Source organism: Pseudoalteromonas sp. bablab_jr010 (genome assembly GCF_016464105.1).
GTDB classification, from domain to species: domain Bacteria; phylum Pseudomonadota; class Gammaproteobacteria; order Enterobacterales; family Alteromonadaceae; genus Pseudoalteromonas; species Pseudoalteromonas simplex.
Genome location: NZ_JACDWV010000022.1, coordinates 1 through 19317, shown reverse-complemented (window position 1 = coordinate 19317; position 19317 = coordinate 1). Strand labels below are relative to the sequence as shown.

Genomic DNA, 19317 nt, shown 5'->3' with positions numbered 1-19317 from the left:
TGTCCTAGTGACACATTTTGTGTCCCCATCGTCTAGAGGCCTAGGACACCGCCCTTTCACGGCGGTAACAGGGGTTCGAATCCCCTTGGGGACGCCACTTACTAAAAGTGCTGTGTTATTAAAAGCTCGTCTGAATCGAGTCTAACTATTCAGTTGTCCTAGTGACACAGAAACTTTCTGTTTAAGCTAAGGCCATTCGCCTCGCAGGCTCGGTCTCATCTTACGCAGAAATAGCAAATCAGTGATTTGCAAACCAATTTCTGCGTCCCCATCGTCTAGAGGCCTAGGACACCGCCCTTTCACGGCGGTAACAGGGGTTCGAATCCCCTTGGGGACGCCACTTATTCAAGTAGGTTATGTGTAGTGGGGCGGTGAACACCGCGCAATCTATGCACAACGTTATCAAGAGTACGAATCTCTTGGGGACGCCACATTACTTTAAGTAAGTAATGTATTGGAAAGACTATCTTTTAAATATCATTTCAAATATAACTAAGATTTTTCAATTTAAGATTCCTTATTCCCCATATATCTTTACGATATAGACTCCATATATTTCTAAAACTTTAATTCCTATATATCACTTTTACAGATCATTTTAATACTTTATAGTATCTAGCAACTCATCAGCTAACCATAAGGAAATTAAAATGTTAGCTAAACGTGTTGTACTCATACTAATTTCTTTAGTCATTACTGCTTGCTCAGACTCAAATGAGGGAGTAGCGCTAGGAACGCTTGAGCGTGAGCGTGTGATCCATCCTGCAACGACTAACGAAATACTGATCGATTTACCCGTTTCAGCAGGCCAGTTGGTCGAAAAAGGACAGGTGATTGCAAAGTTTGATGCCGAACTACAACAAGCGATTGTTGCTAAAGCACAAGCTCAATTAGCTCAAGCCACTGCATTTCTTGAAAAAACCTTGAATGGTGCTCGCCCCGAAGAAGTTGCTGCCGCATCAGCCAAAGTAGCAGCAGCCAATGCTGCATATACGCAAAGCGAAGCTAATTTTCGCCGTGCAAAAACCTTAGTTAAAGATAAACTCGCAAGCCAAGAAACCTTAGACAGTGCAACCGCTGCACGCGATGAGACTTTCGCTAATTTAGAATCAGCAAAGCAGAACTTAAATGAATTAACAAATGGTTCTCGCGTTGAAGATATTAATAGTGCGAAAGCGCAAGTTCAGGCGGCAGAAGCAGAACTAAAAGTACAGCAAAAATACCTCTCAGATCTGACAATTAAAGCGATGCGTGCTGGCAGGGTCGATAATTTACCTTGGCACGTAGGTGAGCGAGTTACCAAAGGCAGCCCAGTCGTTATCGTTCAAGCAAACAGCGCACCTTATGCGCGCGTATATATCCCTGAACCATATCGTGCCAAGCTCAATCAGGGCATGACACTTACGGTTCGCGTCGATGGCATAGATAAAGATATTCAGGGTGAACTGACCTGGATTGCCACAGAGCCTGCGTTCACGCCTTTTTATGCCCTTAATCAGGAAGAACGTGCGCGATTAATGTATCTTGCTGAGGTAACACTACCCACAAGTGAAAATAATTTACCGACAGGCGTACCTGCTCAAGTGATTATGCCATGACTGAATCGGTGATCCATGCCAAAGGTTTGGTAAAACAATTTGGCGATTTAAAAGCGATTGATAACCTTGATCTAGACGTTGAGCAAGGGCAAATTTATGGCTTTTTGGGCCCTAATGGCTGTGGTAAAACGACTGCAATCCGTATGCTTACAGGGTTATTGAAGCCAACCTCTGGTGATATCAATGTGCTTGGCTTGAGTCTGCCAAAAGATGCTGAAAAGCTCAGAACACAACTCGGTTATATGACGCAAAAGTTTTCACTTTATGGTGACTTGACCGTACTTGAAAACCTAAAGTTCATGGCGGCGCTTTACCCGTTTAAAAAGCAGCAAAAGCAACAAAGAATTGACGAATTGCTCCATACCTATGGCCTTGATCAAAGAGTCGATCAAATGGCCGGAAGTATGAGTGGGGGCCAACGGCAGCGCTTAGCATTAGCTGCTGCAGTGATTAATAAACCGAAAATTTTATTTCTTGATGAACCAACATCGGCAGTCGATCCACAAAATCGCCGTGACTTTTGGGAAACACTGTTTGATTTAAGTAATGCCGGTACCACGATATTAGTCACCACTCATTACATGGATGAAGCCGAGCGTTGTCATCGTTTAGCCATTTTAGAATCTGGTATTAAACGCGCGGATGGCTCTCCAAAGCAATTAATGACAGACATGCACGCTCATGTTGTAGAAATCGCAGGGGCGCAAACCAGAGAATTAAAAAAACAGCTCGCAACAATCGACCATGTTATTTCAGCCACTCAGCTAGGTGCACAGCTGCGAGTATTAGTAAAAAAAGATGTTCAAGATCCCGTTGAGTTCATAAAACAGCAATCATTTTGTCAGGATACGTGGCAAGTAAATAGTGTGCGTCCAAGCCTTGAAGACGTGTTTGTCACCTGCACAGGGCAGGGCCGACAATGAGTATTGTGACTTCATTAAGCCGCATAAAAGCAATTGTAAGCAAAGAATTATTACAATTACGTCGCGATAGAATGACCTTTGCGATGGTGATGATGATCCCCCTTATCCAACTGATTCTATTTGGTTACGCTATTAACACCAACGTTAAAGATATCCCTGTTGCAGTGGTCGATCATAGTCAAACTGCGCTCAGTCGCATTTTAGTACAAACAGTATCGGCGACAAATGTGGTTAAAGTGACAGATTATTACGACAGTATAGAGCAGGCACAAACAGCAATCGCTAGTGCGAAAGTGCGTGCTGTGCTGTTTATACCCCACGATGTGGCAAACCGACTTGCTCAGCACCCAACCGTTGGTTTTGGTTTGCCTGATGGCAGTAATGAGTCGTTAGTCCGGCCAATTGCGCATTGGTTAGTTGATGGCTCAGATACAATGGTCGCGTCGAGCATAAAATCGCTGCGCAATATGCCGCTTGCAGAGCTTCTCGATAAACCTGCGAATCGAACTTACCCGACCTTTGAGACGACCTTATTTTATAACCCAGAGCAACGCTCTGCAGTGAATATTGTGCCAGGTTTAGCTGCTGTTATTTTAACCATGACGATGATTATGTTTACCTCTGCAGCCATTGTTAAAGAGCAAGAGCGAGGTAATATGGAGCTTTTAATCACTTTACCGTTAAGCTCACTTGAATTAATGATTGGTAAAGTGGTGCCTTATATCTTCATTGGTTTTATTCAGTTATTTATTATACTAGGTATGGGTAAGCTTTTGTTTCATATTCCTTTTGGAGGTGGTTTAGTCGCATTGGTTGTCGCAACCTTTGCGTTTATATGTGCCAGTTTAGTGCTTGGCTTAGTCCTTTCAACCATCGCTAAAAATCAGCTTCAAGCAATGCAAATGACAATTTTCATTCTGTTACCCTCGATATTATTATCAGGTTTTGTATTTCCTTATGAAGGCATGCCAAAGGCAGCGCAATGGCTTGCTGAGTGCCTACCCGCAACGCATTACCTGAGGTTAATACGTGGAATCGTGCTAAAAGATGTCAATCTAATAAGCATGAGCAGTGATTTACTTTGGCTGTTAGCCTTTACAATTTTGGGCTTGGCTGTGGCTGCATTTAGGTTTAAGAAAACCCTTGATTAGGCTAGGCAATTTAAGGCATATGTGCTTAACTAAAGAGTAATTTCAATTCTTTTTGAGTAGATGTAAGCGTGTGGCGAGTATTTTGGGTGGCGTTGCTACTAGTGACGTTTGATTGCTATGCAGCAACGATAAACCTAGCCCATACCATGAAGCATGAGCACTTTAATGAGCTGTTAAGTGCACTTGCTGAGCAAAGTGGCTTGACGGTTAATTCTGTATTGGTTGACCAAAAGGCGCTAAAAGTCAGGCTGGTGCAAAATACCAGTACCAGCACCTCAACAGACGTTGTTATTGTACCTGCTGATCATTTAGGCCTTGATAAATATGCCAACTACAGCGTTATCCCAGACTCACTCATAGCTGATACCACAGACAAGCGAACCTTAGAAACTGCAAAGCTAAACAACACGCTCTTAGGTATACCCATCATTCAAGGCAATCACCTGTTACTTTTTTATAATAAGCAGTTTGTTAAAGAGCCAATAGAAAATTGGCAGGATATATACCAAATTCAATCATCATTGCCTGAAAAAGTGAAACTCGTTACATGGAGTTTTATGGAAATGTATTGGTTTATTCCGTTCTTATCGGCTTTTAATGGCGACCTAATTGTAGATAACCATGTTCAGCTTAATACACCGGCAATGCAATTGGCTCTCAAATTTGTTTGGGATTTAAATAAACAAAACCTGGTTGATGGACAGTGCGATTACACTTGCTCAAATAATGCATTTAAAGCGCAGCAAGCCGCCTTCATCATCGATGGTGCTTGGGCGTTAAAAACGTATGAGCAGGCGCTTGGTGATAGTTTAGCTGTGCAGCAATTGCCGAAACTCAATGGTGAGTATATGCAGCCTTATTACTCAACCTTTGTGCTGGCGTTTCCAAATGATGGCTTAAATGGCGTTAATAAAGACAATTTGATCAAATTTGCTAAATTGGTTCAAGCGGAAAAATTCCAAACACTGGTTTGGCAAAAACTTCAAGATATCCCAGTTAACACTGAGGTTTTAAATAACCTAAAAGCACAACAAGGCACTGAGTTATCAACCTTAATCGATGCCATACAATTCACAAAACCTATGCCTTCTACCGCATCTATGATCATCGTATGGGAAGTATTAAATAAAGGGTTTATTCGCTATGGCAGTGGTGCCTTAACTGCTGAGCAAGCGGGGCTTTTTATGCAAGGGTTGGCAGAGCGTTCGATTGCCAATGAAGGGGATGAATGAGTAGTCCACGCTTTAGTCGCGCCTTATTTATCAGTGTATTACTACTGGTCATTATTCCCCTGCTGATCCTTGCAGGTTTGATGATAGGGCGATTCTATTTAAGCTCAATTGACCAAGCAAATACGAGTTTACAATGGCAAGCTAGAAATAATGCGGCCAGCCTTGAACAACTCTTATTTAAGCTTGAGAAAAACAGCCAATTACTAAGTAGCACTAAGGCGATAACTGAGCTGCCAAATAAAGTGGTGTACTCACAGTTCGCGCTTGTGCAGCTACAAGAATTTGTTGCCCAAAATCCACAAATTAATGCATCAATTGTTATTGATAATCAAGGGTTTATAGTTGAAGGGTATCCGATCACTTCTTTAAATTTGAATTTTAAACTCACTAAAAGCATTCTCGACAGCGCTCAAACATCAACAGAGCAAAACACAATTCAAATTATTGATAATCCGCAAGTTACTGAGCTACTCGCACCTTTACAGGCAAAACAAAATGCTTTACTGGCAATTACATCTACATTGCTACATGAGCAAGATTCTCTCAGTGAGCCAATAATTAAAACGGGCGTGTTAGTGTCTTTTGTGCCTTTATCAGAGGCGTTAAAGTGGCTTGCAATACATAATGAGCAACCGGTTTATCAAGCGGGTAAGCAGGTACAAATTACAGCACAAGATAACATTTTATATAGCTTGGGCGATGCTGGCGATAACGGCAAATTAATGGGGCAGGCCTCAATCAGTAATGTTTTTTTTGCAGGTAAGCCAACCAGTTTACAGTTCCAAATTAATGAAGCAAAAACCACCTACACCAGCGCTGTAAAGCAAACGGCCATATTAGCTGGGCTGCTAATCGTAGGACTCTCTATTTTTTCATTTATCTTAGTGCGCTGGCTGACGGCACGGCTCCATAACCCGCTAAATCGCATTACTGCTCTTAGTCGTGAATATGCGTTAGGTAATTACAAACAAGATATAGACGATTTTCATTATCAAGAGTTTAAAGATATTGCAGATTCCCTCAGCAGCATGGCCGATACCATTGATATACAAATTACTTCATTGCAATTAGAAAAACTTCGCGCTGAGCGTTCTGAGCAAGTTAAAAGCCAGTTCTTAGCTAATATGAGCCATGAAATTCGCACACCGATGAATGGTATTGTGGGTTTTTTGCAGCTACTTAATAAAAGCACGCTAACACAAGAGCAAGCAGAGTTTGTAAGGCAAATTAATAACTGCAGTGATGTGTTATTAACCGTGATTAACGATATTCTCGATTTTTCAAAAATAGAGGCCAATAAAATAGAGCTCGAGTCGCGACAATGTGATTTAGTCGCGCTTTGCAATGACCTTATCTTGCTGTTCAAACCGAGCTGTGATGCCAAAGGGATTGGCTGCCGGCTTGATGTCTCCTCATTACAATCGCTGAATGTAGAATGTGATGAAATACGTGTTAAACAAGTGCTAATTAACTTACTCTCTAACGCCGTTAAGTTCACCAATCAAGGAGAGATCGTTCTTTCGCTTACTCTGCAAAGCCGAGATGAACACCAGACAGCCGTCGTGATATCGGTAAAAGATACAGGCATAGGTATCTCTGAAGATAAAATAACGGCCCTGTTTAATCCCTTTGTCCAAGCGCAAAGTAGCACCACTCGTGAATATGGAGGGACCGGTCTTGGGCTTGCCATCAGTAAGGGGATGATTGATTTGATGGGAGGTACTATTGCTATCGACAGTGAGCTTGGCAAAGGCACCGATTTTACCATTAATGTTAATTTTAAATCACTAAACCCACAGGACGCTAGTGCAAAAGAACACCAATCAGATGAAGATACTCAGTTCGATTTTAAATCAGTCGACAAGCCAATATTAATTGCCGAAGATAACCCGATTAACCAAATTGTTATCACTAAGTATTTAACTCAATTAGGTCTGAGTTATGAATTGGCAGAAAATGGACAAATTGCCTGTGAGAAAACCCTAACACAAGATTACGCACTGATTTTAATGGATATTCAAATGCCGGTGATGGATGGATTAACTGCCAGCGAAAACTTACTTGCAAGGCCAGATTTTGATACGCCGATTATTGCCGTCAGTGCTAATGCAATGAAAGACGACATCGAAACAAGCGCAAAAATTGGTATCAGTGACCATATCGCAAAGCCAATTAATTTTGCTGAACTTGAAAAAGCACTCGCAAAGTGGCTATCTCAGCAATCGCTGAAATAGCCAGTATGAATCAAAAAGTGGTGTTATCTTTTTTCTGAATTAACTCAATCGCATAACCATCAGGGTCTTTAACAAACGCGATTTCAGTTGTGCCGCCTTTTACAGGACCCGGCTCACGACTCACATTACCGCCAGCAGCTTTAATGTCTTCGCAGGCTTTATAAATATCATCAAACTCGATAGCAATATGACCGTATGCATTACCCAAATCATAGCTGTCTGTATCCCAGTTATAAGTAAGCTCAAGCACCGTCGAATCTTTTTCGTCACCATAACCGACAAAAGCAAGGGTGTAGCGGTACTCTTCGTTGTCTGCACGGCGCAGCTCTTTCATACCTAATACCTGCGTATAAAATTCAATTGATTTATCTAAATCAGCAACGCGAAGCATTGTGTGTAATAAGCGCATTTTAAGCATCCTCTTTCTTGTCTTTAAATTCGCACAATTTCAATAACGCAGCATGGTACAACGCTGCGCATTAAAATTATTAAAAATGGATTATAAGTTATTTCGATTGCATGCACAGTAGCATTGAGACAAAGCGTTTAATATGAAAAGGGTGACGTTATGCAGCAATGAATAGGGATTGCTGCATAACAATGAGGTTTTTGCGGTATAAGCGAAGCTTAGCTTTTCACTTTACCCTTAAGTACATAAATTTCGCCATCAAAGCTCCCTTGAATTGTCAGACCTTGTCCCGCCAACTCCTTAAGATATTCGATATGCTCATTAGTGATATGTTGCCCCGGCACTAAAAGCGGGATTCCAGGAGGATAAGGTGTCACTAATCCGGCACAAATTCGGTTGTTACTTTTGCTAATTGGCACAGATTCACGTTCGCCATAGAATGCATCACTAGGAATACAGGCTAAGTCAATAGCGGGTAGATTCTCTGGTAGGCGTGTGCGTCTCATTGAAGTGGCAAGTTTTACTTTACCGCTATCAAGTTTCTTCAGCGCATTGTAAAGACGAATGATCTTTGAGCGTGTACCACCAAGAGTCAATAAAACTAAAATGGTGCTGTGTGTGTATTTTTCGATTTCAAGGCCAATTTCATCTAATAGGAATTTATGAATATCCTTTAATGAATAAGGTAACTCACTAATATCGATAAGGATCTTCAGCGGATCGTGACCCATGTTATCGCCACTAAAATGTGGGAATATATCCATGAAATCTTGCTTATCGAGCACTTTAATATGTTTTAGTGAAGCCATTTGCTGCTTAAACTCTGCAACATGATTCAGCAGGGCATTCAGTAATTTATAACCTTCCATTTCTAATTGCTTCTGGCATACATCCAGCGAAGCAATGAGCTGATATTTTGGCGAGGTACTGGCGTAAATACTGTAGATCTCACGGAAGAAATCGGCATCGAAATCAGGATCGTTAACATGAATGTAAGACGCCTGAGAGAACGCTGAAACCACTTTATGTGCCGAATGGGTAACATAGTCTGCGCCAGCATTTATTGCTGAGTAGTGGCGTAAACTCGGGTGGAAAAGCGAGTAAGCAAACCACGCTTCGTCGATAAACACTTTAATACCGTGCTGATGTGCAAATTCAACCACTTGTTTTAAATCGCTAAGCAGACCATCGTAGGTGCAGCCGGTTAAAACCAATAATTTAGCATCGCTATTTTGTTCAATCGCTTGCTTAATGTCAGCCAGTGAAGGGGGCGCGAAGATACCATATTTAGGATTTAAAATACTCGATAAGTAAATAGGTAAACTAGCCGATTGCAAAATGCCGTAATGTACTGATTTATGGCAGTTTCGATCAATGATCACCTTATCGCCTTTACGCAGCAAAGTTTGCAAAATAATCTTATTTGAAGTGGATGACCCATTGGTAACAAAGTAGGTATGTTTTACTTCAAATGTCGCTGCAGCTGATTCTTGAGAGCGGCCAATGGTGTTGGTGCTGTCTGATAATGAGCCAAGCGAGTCGACAGAAACCGATAGGTCGCCAACAAATACGTTACGGCCATAAAACTGATAAAAGTCTTTAATATACGGAGAATTTCTAAAGCTAGCACCGCCGCTGTGACCAGGTGTGTGCCATGAATCGTTCGATTCACCTACATAACGACGGTAGGCGGTCCAAAATGGCGTTTCTGAACGATCATCAAAGTCATTGATCATATAGCCCAAGATTGCTTCAGGGTCTGAAATGACCTCATCTTTAAAAAAGAAAGATTCAATTTCTTCTGACTCGTTAACTATTTCCAAGCCTTTCGTATCGTCACCAATAACATAAACAGGCAGCTCAAGGCGTATGCCTTTTAATTGCTCGATAAAACGGCTATAGGTACGCTCGCCATTGTTCAGTACATCCCAACTAAGTACCACAGCTTGAATATCGCCATCTTCCTCTACATATTTCAACGCCTGCTTGAGCTCAATGCACTCAATAATGTCGATATCAACATCACTGCGCTCAAAATTGGGGATTGTTTTTGCTAGGTTTGTTGAAAGCTCTTTTAAGGTGGCAGGATCTTGCTCAATTAATAAGATACGAAGTAAAGGTAACATAGCAACTCATATAAAAAATTTCACATTACTCAACAGCATAACGAAAGGATGGAAGCTTGTGAAATTAATACTTTGATATTTTTTGTTCCGATACAGATTAGGCTTTTTTGCGTGTTAATCGCAGATAGTTGAAATTACATGTTCTTACTGTAAAAGTAATCGTTTAAGTACGCGCTTAATTGCACACTGAGTGATAAAGCCACTCAAGCCAGATACAGATAAAAATAAAGATAAACATGCGAGGGAGAATAAAACATGGCGTATGTTGCCAATTTCAAAACTGTAGTAATCTCTACATTGTTTGCGTTTTGTACAAGCGCGGTTAATGCAGATGAAGTCTCAAATTCAAACAACAGTAAGAAGCCGATACCCGAAGCCACTAAATTTGTGACCCAGCATAAAGGTACTTTTAATGACAAAAGGCTGAAATACAAAGCTGTAGCCGGTGAAACCTATTTATTAAATAAAAACGAAGAGCCAACTGCTGCTATCTTTTCGTTTGATTACCTAGCTGCAAGCGATAACAAAAACAGACCAGTCACATTTATCTGGAATGGTGGCCCAGGCTCATCGTCTAATTGGTTACATATGGGCGCCTATGGTCCTAAACGAGTTGTTGTACCAAGCGATGCTGCACATCCAGGAATGGCACCTTACGAATTAAAAGATGCGCCTGAGACGATACTTGATGTGACTGATATGGTGTTTGTGGACCCTGTTGGCACAGGTTACTCGCGTGCCTTAGGTGACACTGAGAGCAAAGCCTTTTGGGGCTTAAATCAAGATGCATCTTCTATTGCTGACTTTATTGCCCAGTGGCTAACAAAAGAAAACCGCTGGAATGCGCCAATATTTTTATTGGGAGAGAGCTATGGGACAACTCGAGCAGCAGCGGTTTCTAAAGTACTGATGGATAAACACCTGATTAATGTAAATGGCATTATTTTTGTGTCACAAGCTTTAGACTATCAAGGTTCAAGCCCTTATGTTGATGACAACATCATTTCTTACATCACCTACATACCCACACTTGCTGCAACCGCTTGGTATCATAAAAAAGTAGACACATCTGGAGATTTTGAAGCATTTATAGATGCGAGCCGACAATTTGCAGTTGATGAATTACTACCAGCCTTATTTAAGGGGAATGCCCTTAGTAAAGCTGACCGAAAGCAAATTGTTGACGGCCTTCACCGTTATACAGGGCTAAGCAAACAATATATTGAGCAGGTTGATTTACGCATTAATGCCTTTAGATTCGCTAAAGAGTTATTGCGTGATGAGGGCGTCGCAGTAGGCTTTCTTGATGGACGTTATAAGCTTGATGAACGAGACGATTTAACAGCAGCTCCTAAGCAAGATGCGTCAAAAGTGATAGGGCCAGCATATAAAGCGGCACTGATGAAATACATGCGCACAGATTTAAACGTACAGTGGAAAAGAAAATACTTAAACCCTGGCGACCCTGAGTTATCAGATAACTGGCGCTGGCGCACAGCGCCTGATGGGCAAGGCTGGGAGCCAAGATACGTTAATACAGCGCCAGATTTATCTTATGTGCTTCGCAGCAATCCGCAAATGAAAGTGATGGTCGCCTCTGGTTATTACGATATTGTCACGCCATTTTTTGATGCTGAATACACCTTAAACAGACACGGTATATACGCTGATAAAATTGACTATCACTATTATCACGGCGGTCACATGATGTATGTTCATGAACCAGCAAGAGTGGCGCTGTTAAATGATACGCGAGAATTTATTAAAAAGCAGGTGAGCCGAAATCCACGATAACGGCTAGGTCCATTGTGCCAAACCCTGTGTTTGGCACAATACGCAAAGTGTGCTTATGGTATGCTATAAAAGGTTAAGAACTTTGTAGATATAGCGCCTTTCAAGGATTAAGCATTGGTGCACATCGACCATATTTGTTGCTAATGTTTGCCAATATCTGCCATAATCAAAGACTGTAAATATATAGGAATTAACTATGGCAACTTTAAATATCTCTATTCCAGATGAAATGCGTTCATGGATTGATGCCCAAGTTGAGTCAGGTCGATTCTCAAATGCAAGTGATTATATCCGCGATTTGATCCGCCATAATCAGAGTGAAAAAGATGCTATTAGAATGGCATTAGTAGAGGGTGAGCTAAGTGGTGAGAGTAAGTTAACGGTTTTAGATATTATATCCAAATCCAAAAACAAAACTTAAAGCGAATGGCTAAATATATTCTCTCTAATAAAGCTCAGTATGACTTGGAGCGTATTTTTCAGTACACCGAAATTGAATTCGGTGTTTCTCAAGCAGAAAACTATTTAATTGGAATTCATGAAACGCTAATGGATTTGTCTACTGAGCCGAGCCTTGCTCAAGATGTTAGCGATATCAAGCCAGGATATTCTCGGTATATATTTAGAAAGCACTACGTCTTTTTTAAAAAAAGAGCCAACGATATTTTCATTGTGAGAATTCTGCATCAACAAATGAAGGTTCAACTACATCTAACAAGCTAATGCAGGTCAGCAATAATACTTAATTACTCTGTCTTCTCTTTAAATTCACACAAATCTTCGATAATACAGCTGCCGCATTTAGGTTTACGAGCAGTACACACATAGCGGCCATGCAGGATTAACCAGTGGTGTACATCGACCTTAAATTCTTTAGGTACCACTTTTTCTAGTTTTTGTTCTACAGCCACCACATCTTTACCCATGGCAAACTTAGTGCGGTTAGAAACGCGAAAGATATGGGTGTCTACAGCGATAGTCGGCCAGCCAAAGGCACAGTTTAAAACAACATTCGCAGTCTTTCTGCCAACACCCGGTAATGCTTCGAGCGCTTCACGATTTTCTGGGACTTCTGAGTTATGTTTATTGACCAGAATCTCACACATTTTATAGACATTATTGGCTTTCGAATTAAACAAACCAATGGTCTTGATGTAATCACGAAGGCCTTCAAGGCCTAAATCAAGAATCGCTTGAGGCGTGTTAGCAACAGGGAATAGCTTACGGGTTGCTTTATTAACACCCACATCTGTAGCTTGTGCTGATAAGGTAACCGCAACTAATAACTCAAACGGGCTTGAGTATTCAAGCTCTGTTTCTGGGTGCGGGTTTTGCTCACGTAGACGAGATAAGATCTCATAGCGTTTTTCTTTATTCATGGTGGCGTAAAGCACGCAGTGACGGTGCGTGCTCTCCTTTAAGTTAAACTTGTTACTCGGGCTCTTGGGCCTTTTTCTACTTCTGGAGTAACAACTTGCTTAGATTTTATTTGTGTATCAATGACATTTTTTGCAGCAATCAGTAAACCAAGTCCTAAAAAGGCACCCGGTGGTAAGATAGCTAATAAAAATTGGTTATCAAAACTGAATACTTCAATTCGAAGTGCAGCAGCCCATGGCCCTAATAATAAATCAGCACCATCAAACAGTGTACCTTGACCAATAAGTTCACGCATTGCCCCTAGCACCACTAAAACTAACATAAAGCCAAGTCCCATCATCAGTCCGTCAAAGGCTGAAAGTGGCACTGTATTTTTAGAGGCGAATGCTTCTGCGCGACCGATAATGGCACAGTTGGTAACAATAAGCGGAATAAAAATCCCCAGTGATTGATAAAGCCCAAATGTATAGGCATTCATCATTAGCTGCACTATGGTTACAAAGCCTGCGATGATCATCACAAAAACAGGAATACGAATATCTTTAGGCACCCAGTTACGCACAATTGAAACAGTGACGTTAGAACCAACCAGTACCAATAAAGTTGCTAAACCAAGGCCTAATGCATTGGTGATCGTAGAAGTAACAGCAAGTAGCGGGCATAAGCCTAATAACTGCACAAGGGCAGGGTTATTAGCCCACATACCATCTTTAAATAAGGCTTTAACTTGGCTCATTACTTGGCTCCTTGACAGGTGTTTGGCGCAGCAAACAGATTATCAAATTCAGCTTGGGCAAACAGCACAGCTTGTTTAACTGAGCCGACAACGGCACGCGGTGTAATGGTTGCGCCAGTAAATTGATCAAATTGGCCACCATCTTTTTTAACAGCCCAGCGGCTATCATCTTCACTCAGTACATTTTGGCCTTTGAAAAGGGTGATCCAGTCTGATTTTTTGACCTCAACTTTATCGCCAAGACCCGGTGTTTCTTCGTGCTTAGTTACACGAACACCCGCTATTTCACCATTGGCAAAAACCGCCGTTAATAAGTTGATATCGCCACTATAACCACTTGGTGTTACATGGCGCATCACTAAAGCATAAGGCTTATTGTCTTTGTAAGCACGATAAATAACTTGCTCTGGGCGTGGACCTAAGCGCTCATCGGTGATCACAACACAATCTTTGTATAGTTGATTGTCATAATGATGGGCATCAAGCACTTGCTGCAGCTGCTCTGCAAGTTGTTGCTTTTCTTGCTCTTCAATACGCTCAGCGGTCAGGCTATGAGTCAGGGCTACAGTGCCTGTGGTAATAAGCGCAAATGCTGTAAGAATAGCGCCGTTTTTAGTCATTGAGGAAAGGATCATTATTTCACCCCATGGCCGTAAGTACGTGGTTGCGTGTAGTAATCAATTAAAGGTACCGCCATATTTAACAGCAATACACTAAATGCCACAGCATCAGGATAACCACCGAAAGTACGAATTAAGTAAACAAGTAGACCAATTAACGCACCGTAAATCAAACGGCCTCTATTCGTTGTTGATGCAGAAACAGGATCGGTAGCAATAAAGAATGCCCCTAACATGGTCGCACCACTGAATAAGTGAAATACCACGCCCGGCTCTGTGCCCGGGGCTGCAATATAACCAATACCACTGCACACGGCTAATGAGGCTAAAAAGCTAACAGGGATATGCCAATTAATGATTTTAGCTTTTAATAAATAAAGACCACCTACTAAAAAGCCGAAGTTAACCCAGCCCCAACCAAGACCAAACCAGTCATTAAAAAGAGGCTTACTCATACTCTCAGCCACCGTTAGGTGATGGGCGACATCTGTTTTAACGGTATCAAGTGGTGTTGCCATGGTTGTGCCATCAATCGCTACACGTAACTGATCGACACTAAATCCAGCGCTGGTAAAACCATTGAAAATAACAGACAGCTGTTGTGAGAAGCTGATCGGAGATGCAAGTAAATCACTCACAGGTAACCAGCTGGTCATTTGCACCGGAAACGATACAAGTAGTAATACATAAGCTGCCATAGCAGGGTTAAATAAATTAAAGCCAAGGCCACCATAAAGCTGCTTTACAATAACAATGGCAAAGAGACAGCCAATTACGATAATCCACCAAGGTGCTAAAGGCGGAATACTCAACGCCAGTAATACGCCTGTTAACCACGCACTGCCATCACTGAGTGTTGGCCAAACTTTGCGTTTTCGAAGCAGTAATACAGCAGCTTCACAGGCACTAACAGTAATCAGCGCGAGAACAAGCTGAATTAACACAGCGCTACCAAAGAAGAAAACTTGCGCGATTAAGCCTGGAATACACGCAGCAATCACTGTCATCATTAATCGGCTTAATGATTTATGGCTATGATTATGCGGCGAACTCGCCATGGTTAGTTTCATGACTTATCGTTTCCTTCTTGTTGTAACTTTTTCGCTTTAGCTCTTGCAATGGCACGAGCGACCGCTGCTTTTTTCTTATCTTCGCTAGACTCAGGTTCATCAACCTGCGGCTTGGCATCTGCCTCAGCACTTGAATCATTAGTTTGCTGTGAAGAGTCGTCACTCTGCGCTTGCTCTTTAGCGACTTTTTTCGCTTTGGCGCGAGCGATAGCGGCAGCAACGGCGGCTTTTTTCTTATCTTCGCTTGATTCAGGAGCATCAGACTGCGGCTTAGCATCTGCCTCATCATTTGAATCATTTATTTGCTCTGAAGAATCGTCACTCTGTGCTTGCTCTTTAGCGGCTTTTTTGGCTTTAGCACGGGCGATAGCGGCTGCAACAGCGGCTTTTTTGTCATCAACTGGTGCGCTATCTTCTTCAGCTTCAGTTTGATTCTCAGCAGCTTGTGCTGCTTTTTTCGCTTTAGCACGGGCGATAGCAGCGGCAACAGCTGCTTTTTTGTCATCAACTGGCGCGCTATCTTCTTCAGCTTCAGCTTGATTTTCAGCAGCTTGCGCGGCTTTTTTCGCTTTAGCACGAGCGATTGCAGCAGCAACAGCGGCTTTTTTGTCATCAACAGGTGCGCTATCAGCTTCAGCTTGATTTTCAGCAGCTTGCGCTGCTTTTTTCGCTTTAGCACGAGCGATAGCAGCTGCAACAGCAGCTTTTTTGTCATCTTTTGGCGCAGCGTCAGTTTCAGCAGAAGCGTTTTCTTCTGTAGCTTGTGCGGCTTTTTTCGCTTTAGCGCGGGCAATAGCGGCAGCAACAGCAGACTTTTTATCGTCTTTATCGACGCCGTCTTCACCTTGCTCTAGTGCTTTTTGCTCTTTGTATTTACGTGCTTGTTCTTTACGCGCTGCACGTTCTTTAGCTACTTCAGAGTTATCAGGCTCAAGCTCAGCACCTTGCTTTTTCGCTTTCGCACGGGCAATAGCTGCAGCGACAGCTGACTTACTGTCTTTATCATCAGATTTAGATTTAACTCGGGCGAGTGCATCGGCCACTTTTTGTTTTTCGCCATCTGACTTAGCAGCCGGCTTACGTTTATGGCGGTTTTGACGCTCTTCTTGTTCGCGCTCTAAGCGCTCTTTACGTGCTTCAAAACGCTCTTTTGCTCGCTCTGCTTTGATTTGCTCTGCTTGTTGCTCTTTGATTTCAGCTTTAGCAACACGATAGTACTGCACCAAGGGGATTTCGCTTGGGCAAACATAAGCACAGGCGCCACATTCAATACAATCGAATAAATTGTGCTCGTTGAGTTTGTCGTATTCTTTAGACTTAGCAAACCATTGTAATTGCTGGGGTAACAATGAAGCAGGGCAGGCGTCAGCACAGGCACTACAACGAATACAGGCTTTTTCATCACCCGGCTCAGCAAGCTCTTGGTGATCTGGCGCTAAAATACAGTTCGTCGTTTTAACCACACCAATACGCACGGTTGGTAAGGTAAAGCCCATCATTGGACCGCCCATAACCACACGTTGCTGTGGAACCGGAGAAAAGCCTTGGCAGTCTAATAAATGTTTAATTTCAGTGCCTAGTAAAGCCCACACATTACCTTGTTTATGAATGGTGTTACCGGTTACCGTTACTACACGCTCTATAAGAGGCTTACCTTCATGTACGGCTTGATTTACCGCAAACAAAGTACCGACATTTTGCACCAACATACCAATATCGGCAGGAATACTACCACTTGGGACTTCTTTGCCCGTTAGCAGTTTAATTAGCTGTTTTTCACCGCCAGAAGGGTAAACCGTTGGCACTGTTTGCACTATGATGCTGTCGTTATGCTGTGCTGCGAGTTTCATGGCAGCAATAGCATCGGGCTTATTATCTTCAATACCAATAATTGTCAGCTGTGGACTTAACAGCTGCTGCATTAATTCAATACCGGCAATTATGCCATCGGCATGTTCGCGCATTAGCATGTCATCAGCGGTGATATAAGGTTCACACTCAACGGCATTAACAATTAAAAACTCGATGGCTTTACGGGTATCTGCTTTTACATAGGTTGGGAAACCTGCGCCGCCCATACCTGCGATACCACTTTGATGAATAATATCAACAAGCTCATCATGGGAAAGAGTTTTGGCATCAGTTACAGGATTAAGCTCGCACCAGTTATCATCACCATCAGGTTCAATAATAACGCTAAGTTCAGGCAACGCCGACGGGTGAGCAGAGGGCATTGGGCAAATATCGCTGATCAACCCTGATGTTGGCGCGTGCACAGGCACAGACCAATTGCCGCTTGGTTTAGTTAATGCTTGGCCTTTTAAAACCTGCTGGCCTTTTTCAACAATAAGTTTGCCGTTAGCACCAATGTGTTGTTTTAGAGATACAACGAGCTTGTCTGGTAGTGGCAGCCTTGCAATGGCTTGTGTTGTTGATTGCAGCTTTTGACCCGGTGGGTGAATGCCCCCAGGTATAGACCACACTTTGCCTTGTTTAATTTGATCTATTAACTTTTCCATCTGTGCTCCTAATCTACCTGAGTCACAGGGATTGCGTTTAATTGCCATTTCCAGGTTTGTTTGGTTTCTTTTACAGGCAGCATATCAATACAGTCTACAGGGCATGGTTCAACACATAAGTCACAACCGGTACATTCATCGATTAATACAGTGTGCATTTGGCGAGTTGCGCCAACGATGGCATCAACAGGGCAGGCTTGAATACATTTGGTACAGCCAATACATTCATCTTCACGGATATAGGCAACTGTTTTAACAGGATCTGCTTGCTCACCGCCTGCCAGCGGTTTTGCTTCTACACCCATTAAATCAGCGAGTTTTTTTACCGTGGCTTCGCCGCCTGGCGGGCACTTATTGATTTCGTCACCATTGGCAATTGCTTCTGCATAGGGACGACAGCCAGGGTAGCCACATTGGCCACACTGTGTTTGCGGTAAAATGGTATCAATTTGGTCAACAATAGGGTTACTCTCAACGCGAAAACGCACGGCGGCAAAACCTAAAATTAAACCAAATATTAGCGCTAATGAACCTAACGCTATCAAAGCATAAAACAAGGTCATATTAAAACTTCACTAATCCTGTAAAACCCATAAAGGCCATCGACATAAGGCCTGCGGTGATCATCGCAATTGAAGCGCCCTTAAAAGGAGCAGGGACATCAGCCGCAGCTAAACGCTCACGTAATGCGGCAAACAGTATTAACACCATAGAGAAACCCACTGCGGCACCAAAGCCATACACGGCCGATTGTAAGAATGAGTGGTCTTCTTTGATATTAAGTAGGGCAACACCTAAAACAGCACAGTTAGTGGTAATAAGCGGTAAGAAAATCCCTAATAAGCGATAAAGTGTCGGGCTGGTTTTTCTCACCACCATTTCGGTAAATTGCACGACAACAGCGATAACCAAAATAAAGCTCATGGTACGCAAAAATTCGATATCCAGCGGGATCAAAATATAATGATTCACCAGATAACTGGTCACGGAGGCAAGTGTAAGTACAAAGGTTGTGGCTAAAGACATACCAATCGCGGTATCTAACTTACCCGATACACCCATAAACGGGCATAAACCTAAGAATTGAACTAAAACGAAGTTGTTGACTAGCACAGTGCCAATCAATAACAAGACATACTCTGTCATGCGTGCCTCACGAGAATAAAAACGGCTCTATTATCCTTTTTTATGGGGGCCGACACAACACATGAGGGACGAATAGCTAAAATTAACAAAGCTGTTTACGATTAAAGTGTTAAAGCAAAGTTAATATACCCAATCCACCTCAAGATGCGAGTTTCAGTTGGAATTAAAAGCGATTTAGGCAAGGCATTGATTGCAAATAATAGTGGTTCTATTGTTAAAATCAATAACGCAGTATAAATCGCTTTTAAACCAACCCTTTGGGCGTTTCACAGGCACTTACTCTCATCGTTGTTACTTCTTAAAAGGGACTGCCATTGTTGCAAAGTAACGCCTTGATATTAAGCACCTGTGAAACGCTGAATTCTGCATCTTGAGGTGG

Annotated in this window: 17 protein-coding genes and 2 tRNA genes; 10 read left to right on the top strand and 9 right to left on the bottom strand. The window is 42.3% G+C overall.

Features of this window, described 5'->3' with window-relative positions:
- The first annotated feature begins 21 nt into the window (after positions 1-21).
- The 7 genes from JIG37_RS00490 (at position 22) to JIG37_RS00460 (ending at position 7138) form a co-directional block, all read left to right on the top strand.
- Positions 22-97 (top strand) — tRNA-Glu (locus JIG37_RS00490).
- Between the two features lie 167 nt (positions 98-264).
- Positions 265-340, top strand: a tRNA-Glu gene (locus JIG37_RS00485).
- A gap of 310 nt (positions 341-650) precedes the next feature.
- Complete coding sequence (locus JIG37_RS00480) at positions 651-1598, top strand: HlyD family efflux transporter periplasmic adaptor subunit (RefSeq protein ID WP_194442830.1); 948 nt, start codon at positions 651-653, stop codon at positions 1596-1598.
- On the top strand, positions 1595-2521 hold the full coding sequence (locus JIG37_RS00475; protein WP_199528378.1) for an ABC transporter ATP-binding protein: 927 nt from the start codon (positions 1595-1597) through the stop codon (positions 2519-2521). Before JIG37_RS00480 ends, JIG37_RS00475 begins: the two co-directional genes overlap by 4 nt.
- A 2-nt stretch (positions 2522-2523) precedes the next feature.
- Positions 2524-3672 (top strand): ABC transporter permease, encoded by a 1149-nt coding sequence (locus JIG37_RS00470; RefSeq protein WP_199528379.1) that lies wholly within the window; start codon positions 2524-2526, stop codon positions 3670-3672.
- Positions 3673-3773: 101 nt separating this feature from the next.
- A complete protein-coding gene (locus JIG37_RS00465; protein WP_199528377.1) occupies positions 3774-4904 on the top strand; it encodes an extracellular solute-binding protein in 1131 nt (376 codons plus the stop codon).
- Complete coding sequence (locus JIG37_RS00460) at positions 4901-7138, top strand: ATP-binding protein (RefSeq protein ID WP_199528376.1); 2238 nt, start codon at positions 4901-4903, stop codon at positions 7136-7138. The genes JIG37_RS00465 and JIG37_RS00460 overlap by 4 nt, the downstream gene beginning before the upstream one ends.
- 10 nt (positions 7139-7148) lie before the next feature.
- On the opposite strand, the gene gloA is transcribed toward JIG37_RS00460, so the two are convergent.
- Positions 7149-7547 (bottom strand): lactoylglutathione lyase, encoded by a 399-nt coding sequence (gene gloA / locus JIG37_RS00455; protein WP_055021479.1) that lies wholly within the window; start codon positions 7545-7547, stop codon positions 7149-7151.
- A gap of 218 nt (positions 7548-7765) precedes the next feature.
- The gene (locus JIG37_RS00450; protein ID WP_062567023.1) at positions 7766-9673 is read right to left on the bottom strand and encodes an aminotransferase class V-fold PLP-dependent enzyme; all 1908 of its coding nucleotides are present in this window, start codon (positions 9671-9673) and stop codon (positions 7766-7768) included.
- A gap of 255 nt (positions 9674-9928) precedes the next feature.
- Here JIG37_RS00450 and JIG37_RS00445 point away from each other — a divergent pair, with 255 nt between their 5' ends.
- The 3 genes from JIG37_RS00445 (at position 9929) to JIG37_RS00435 (ending at position 12190) form a co-directional block, all read left to right on the top strand.
- Positions 9929-11467, top strand: a complete 1539-nt coding sequence (locus JIG37_RS00445; RefSeq protein WP_199528375.1) for a serine carboxypeptidase — start codon at positions 9929-9931, stop codon at positions 11465-11467.
- Between the two features lie 196 nt (positions 11468-11663).
- Positions 11664-11888 carry a type II toxin-antitoxin system ParD family antitoxin gene (locus tag JIG37_RS00440; RefSeq protein ID WP_199526221.1) on the top strand — a complete coding sequence of 75 codons (225 nt, stop codon included), beginning with the start codon at positions 11664-11666 and terminating at the stop codon, positions 11886-11888.
- 5 nt (positions 11889-11893) lie between these two features.
- On the top strand, positions 11894-12190 hold the full coding sequence (locus JIG37_RS00435) for a type II toxin-antitoxin system RelE/ParE family toxin (protein WP_199528374.1): 297 nt from the start codon (positions 11894-11896) through the stop codon (positions 12188-12190).
- 23 nt (positions 12191-12213) lie between these two features.
- On the opposite strand, the gene nth is transcribed toward JIG37_RS00435, so the two are convergent.
- The 7 genes from nth to rsxA are packed head-to-tail and all read right to left on the bottom strand — an operon-like array spanning position 12214 to position 18938.
- Positions 12214-12846: an endonuclease III gene (nth, locus tag JIG37_RS00430; protein ID WP_054553695.1), complete on the bottom strand. Its 633-nt coding sequence runs from the start codon at positions 12844-12846 to the stop codon at positions 12214-12216.
- Between the two features lie 38 nt (positions 12847-12884).
- Positions 12885-13583, bottom strand: a complete 699-nt coding sequence (locus tag JIG37_RS00425) for an electron transport complex subunit E (protein ID WP_199528373.1) — start codon at positions 13581-13583, stop codon at positions 12885-12887.
- Entirely contained in the window at positions 13583-14218 is a 636-nt protein-coding gene (gene rsxG, locus JIG37_RS00420; RefSeq protein ID WP_199528372.1) for an electron transport complex subunit RsxG, read from the bottom strand. Before rsxG ends, JIG37_RS00425 begins: the two co-directional genes overlap by 1 nt.
- Positions 14218-15273 (bottom strand): electron transport complex subunit RsxD, encoded by a 1056-nt coding sequence (gene rsxD / locus JIG37_RS00415; RefSeq protein ID WP_187490360.1) that lies wholly within the window; start codon positions 15271-15273, stop codon positions 14218-14220. The genes rsxG and rsxD overlap by 1 nt, the downstream gene beginning before the upstream one ends.
- Complete coding sequence (gene rsxC / locus JIG37_RS00410; RefSeq protein WP_199528371.1) at positions 15270-17792, bottom strand: electron transport complex subunit RsxC; 2523 nt, start codon at positions 17790-17792, stop codon at positions 15270-15272. Before rsxC ends, rsxD begins: the two co-directional genes overlap by 4 nt.
- A gap of 8 nt (positions 17793-17800) precedes the next feature.
- Complete coding sequence (rsxB, locus tag JIG37_RS00405; RefSeq protein WP_054563643.1) at positions 17801-18355, bottom strand: electron transport complex subunit RsxB; 555 nt, start codon at positions 18353-18355, stop codon at positions 17801-17803.
- Position 18356: 1 nt separating this feature from the next.
- On the bottom strand, positions 18357-18938 hold the full coding sequence (gene rsxA / locus JIG37_RS00400; RefSeq protein WP_054553689.1) for an electron transport complex subunit RsxA: 582 nt from the start codon (positions 18936-18938) through the stop codon (positions 18357-18359).
- Between the last annotated feature and the right edge of the window lie 379 nt (positions 18939-19317).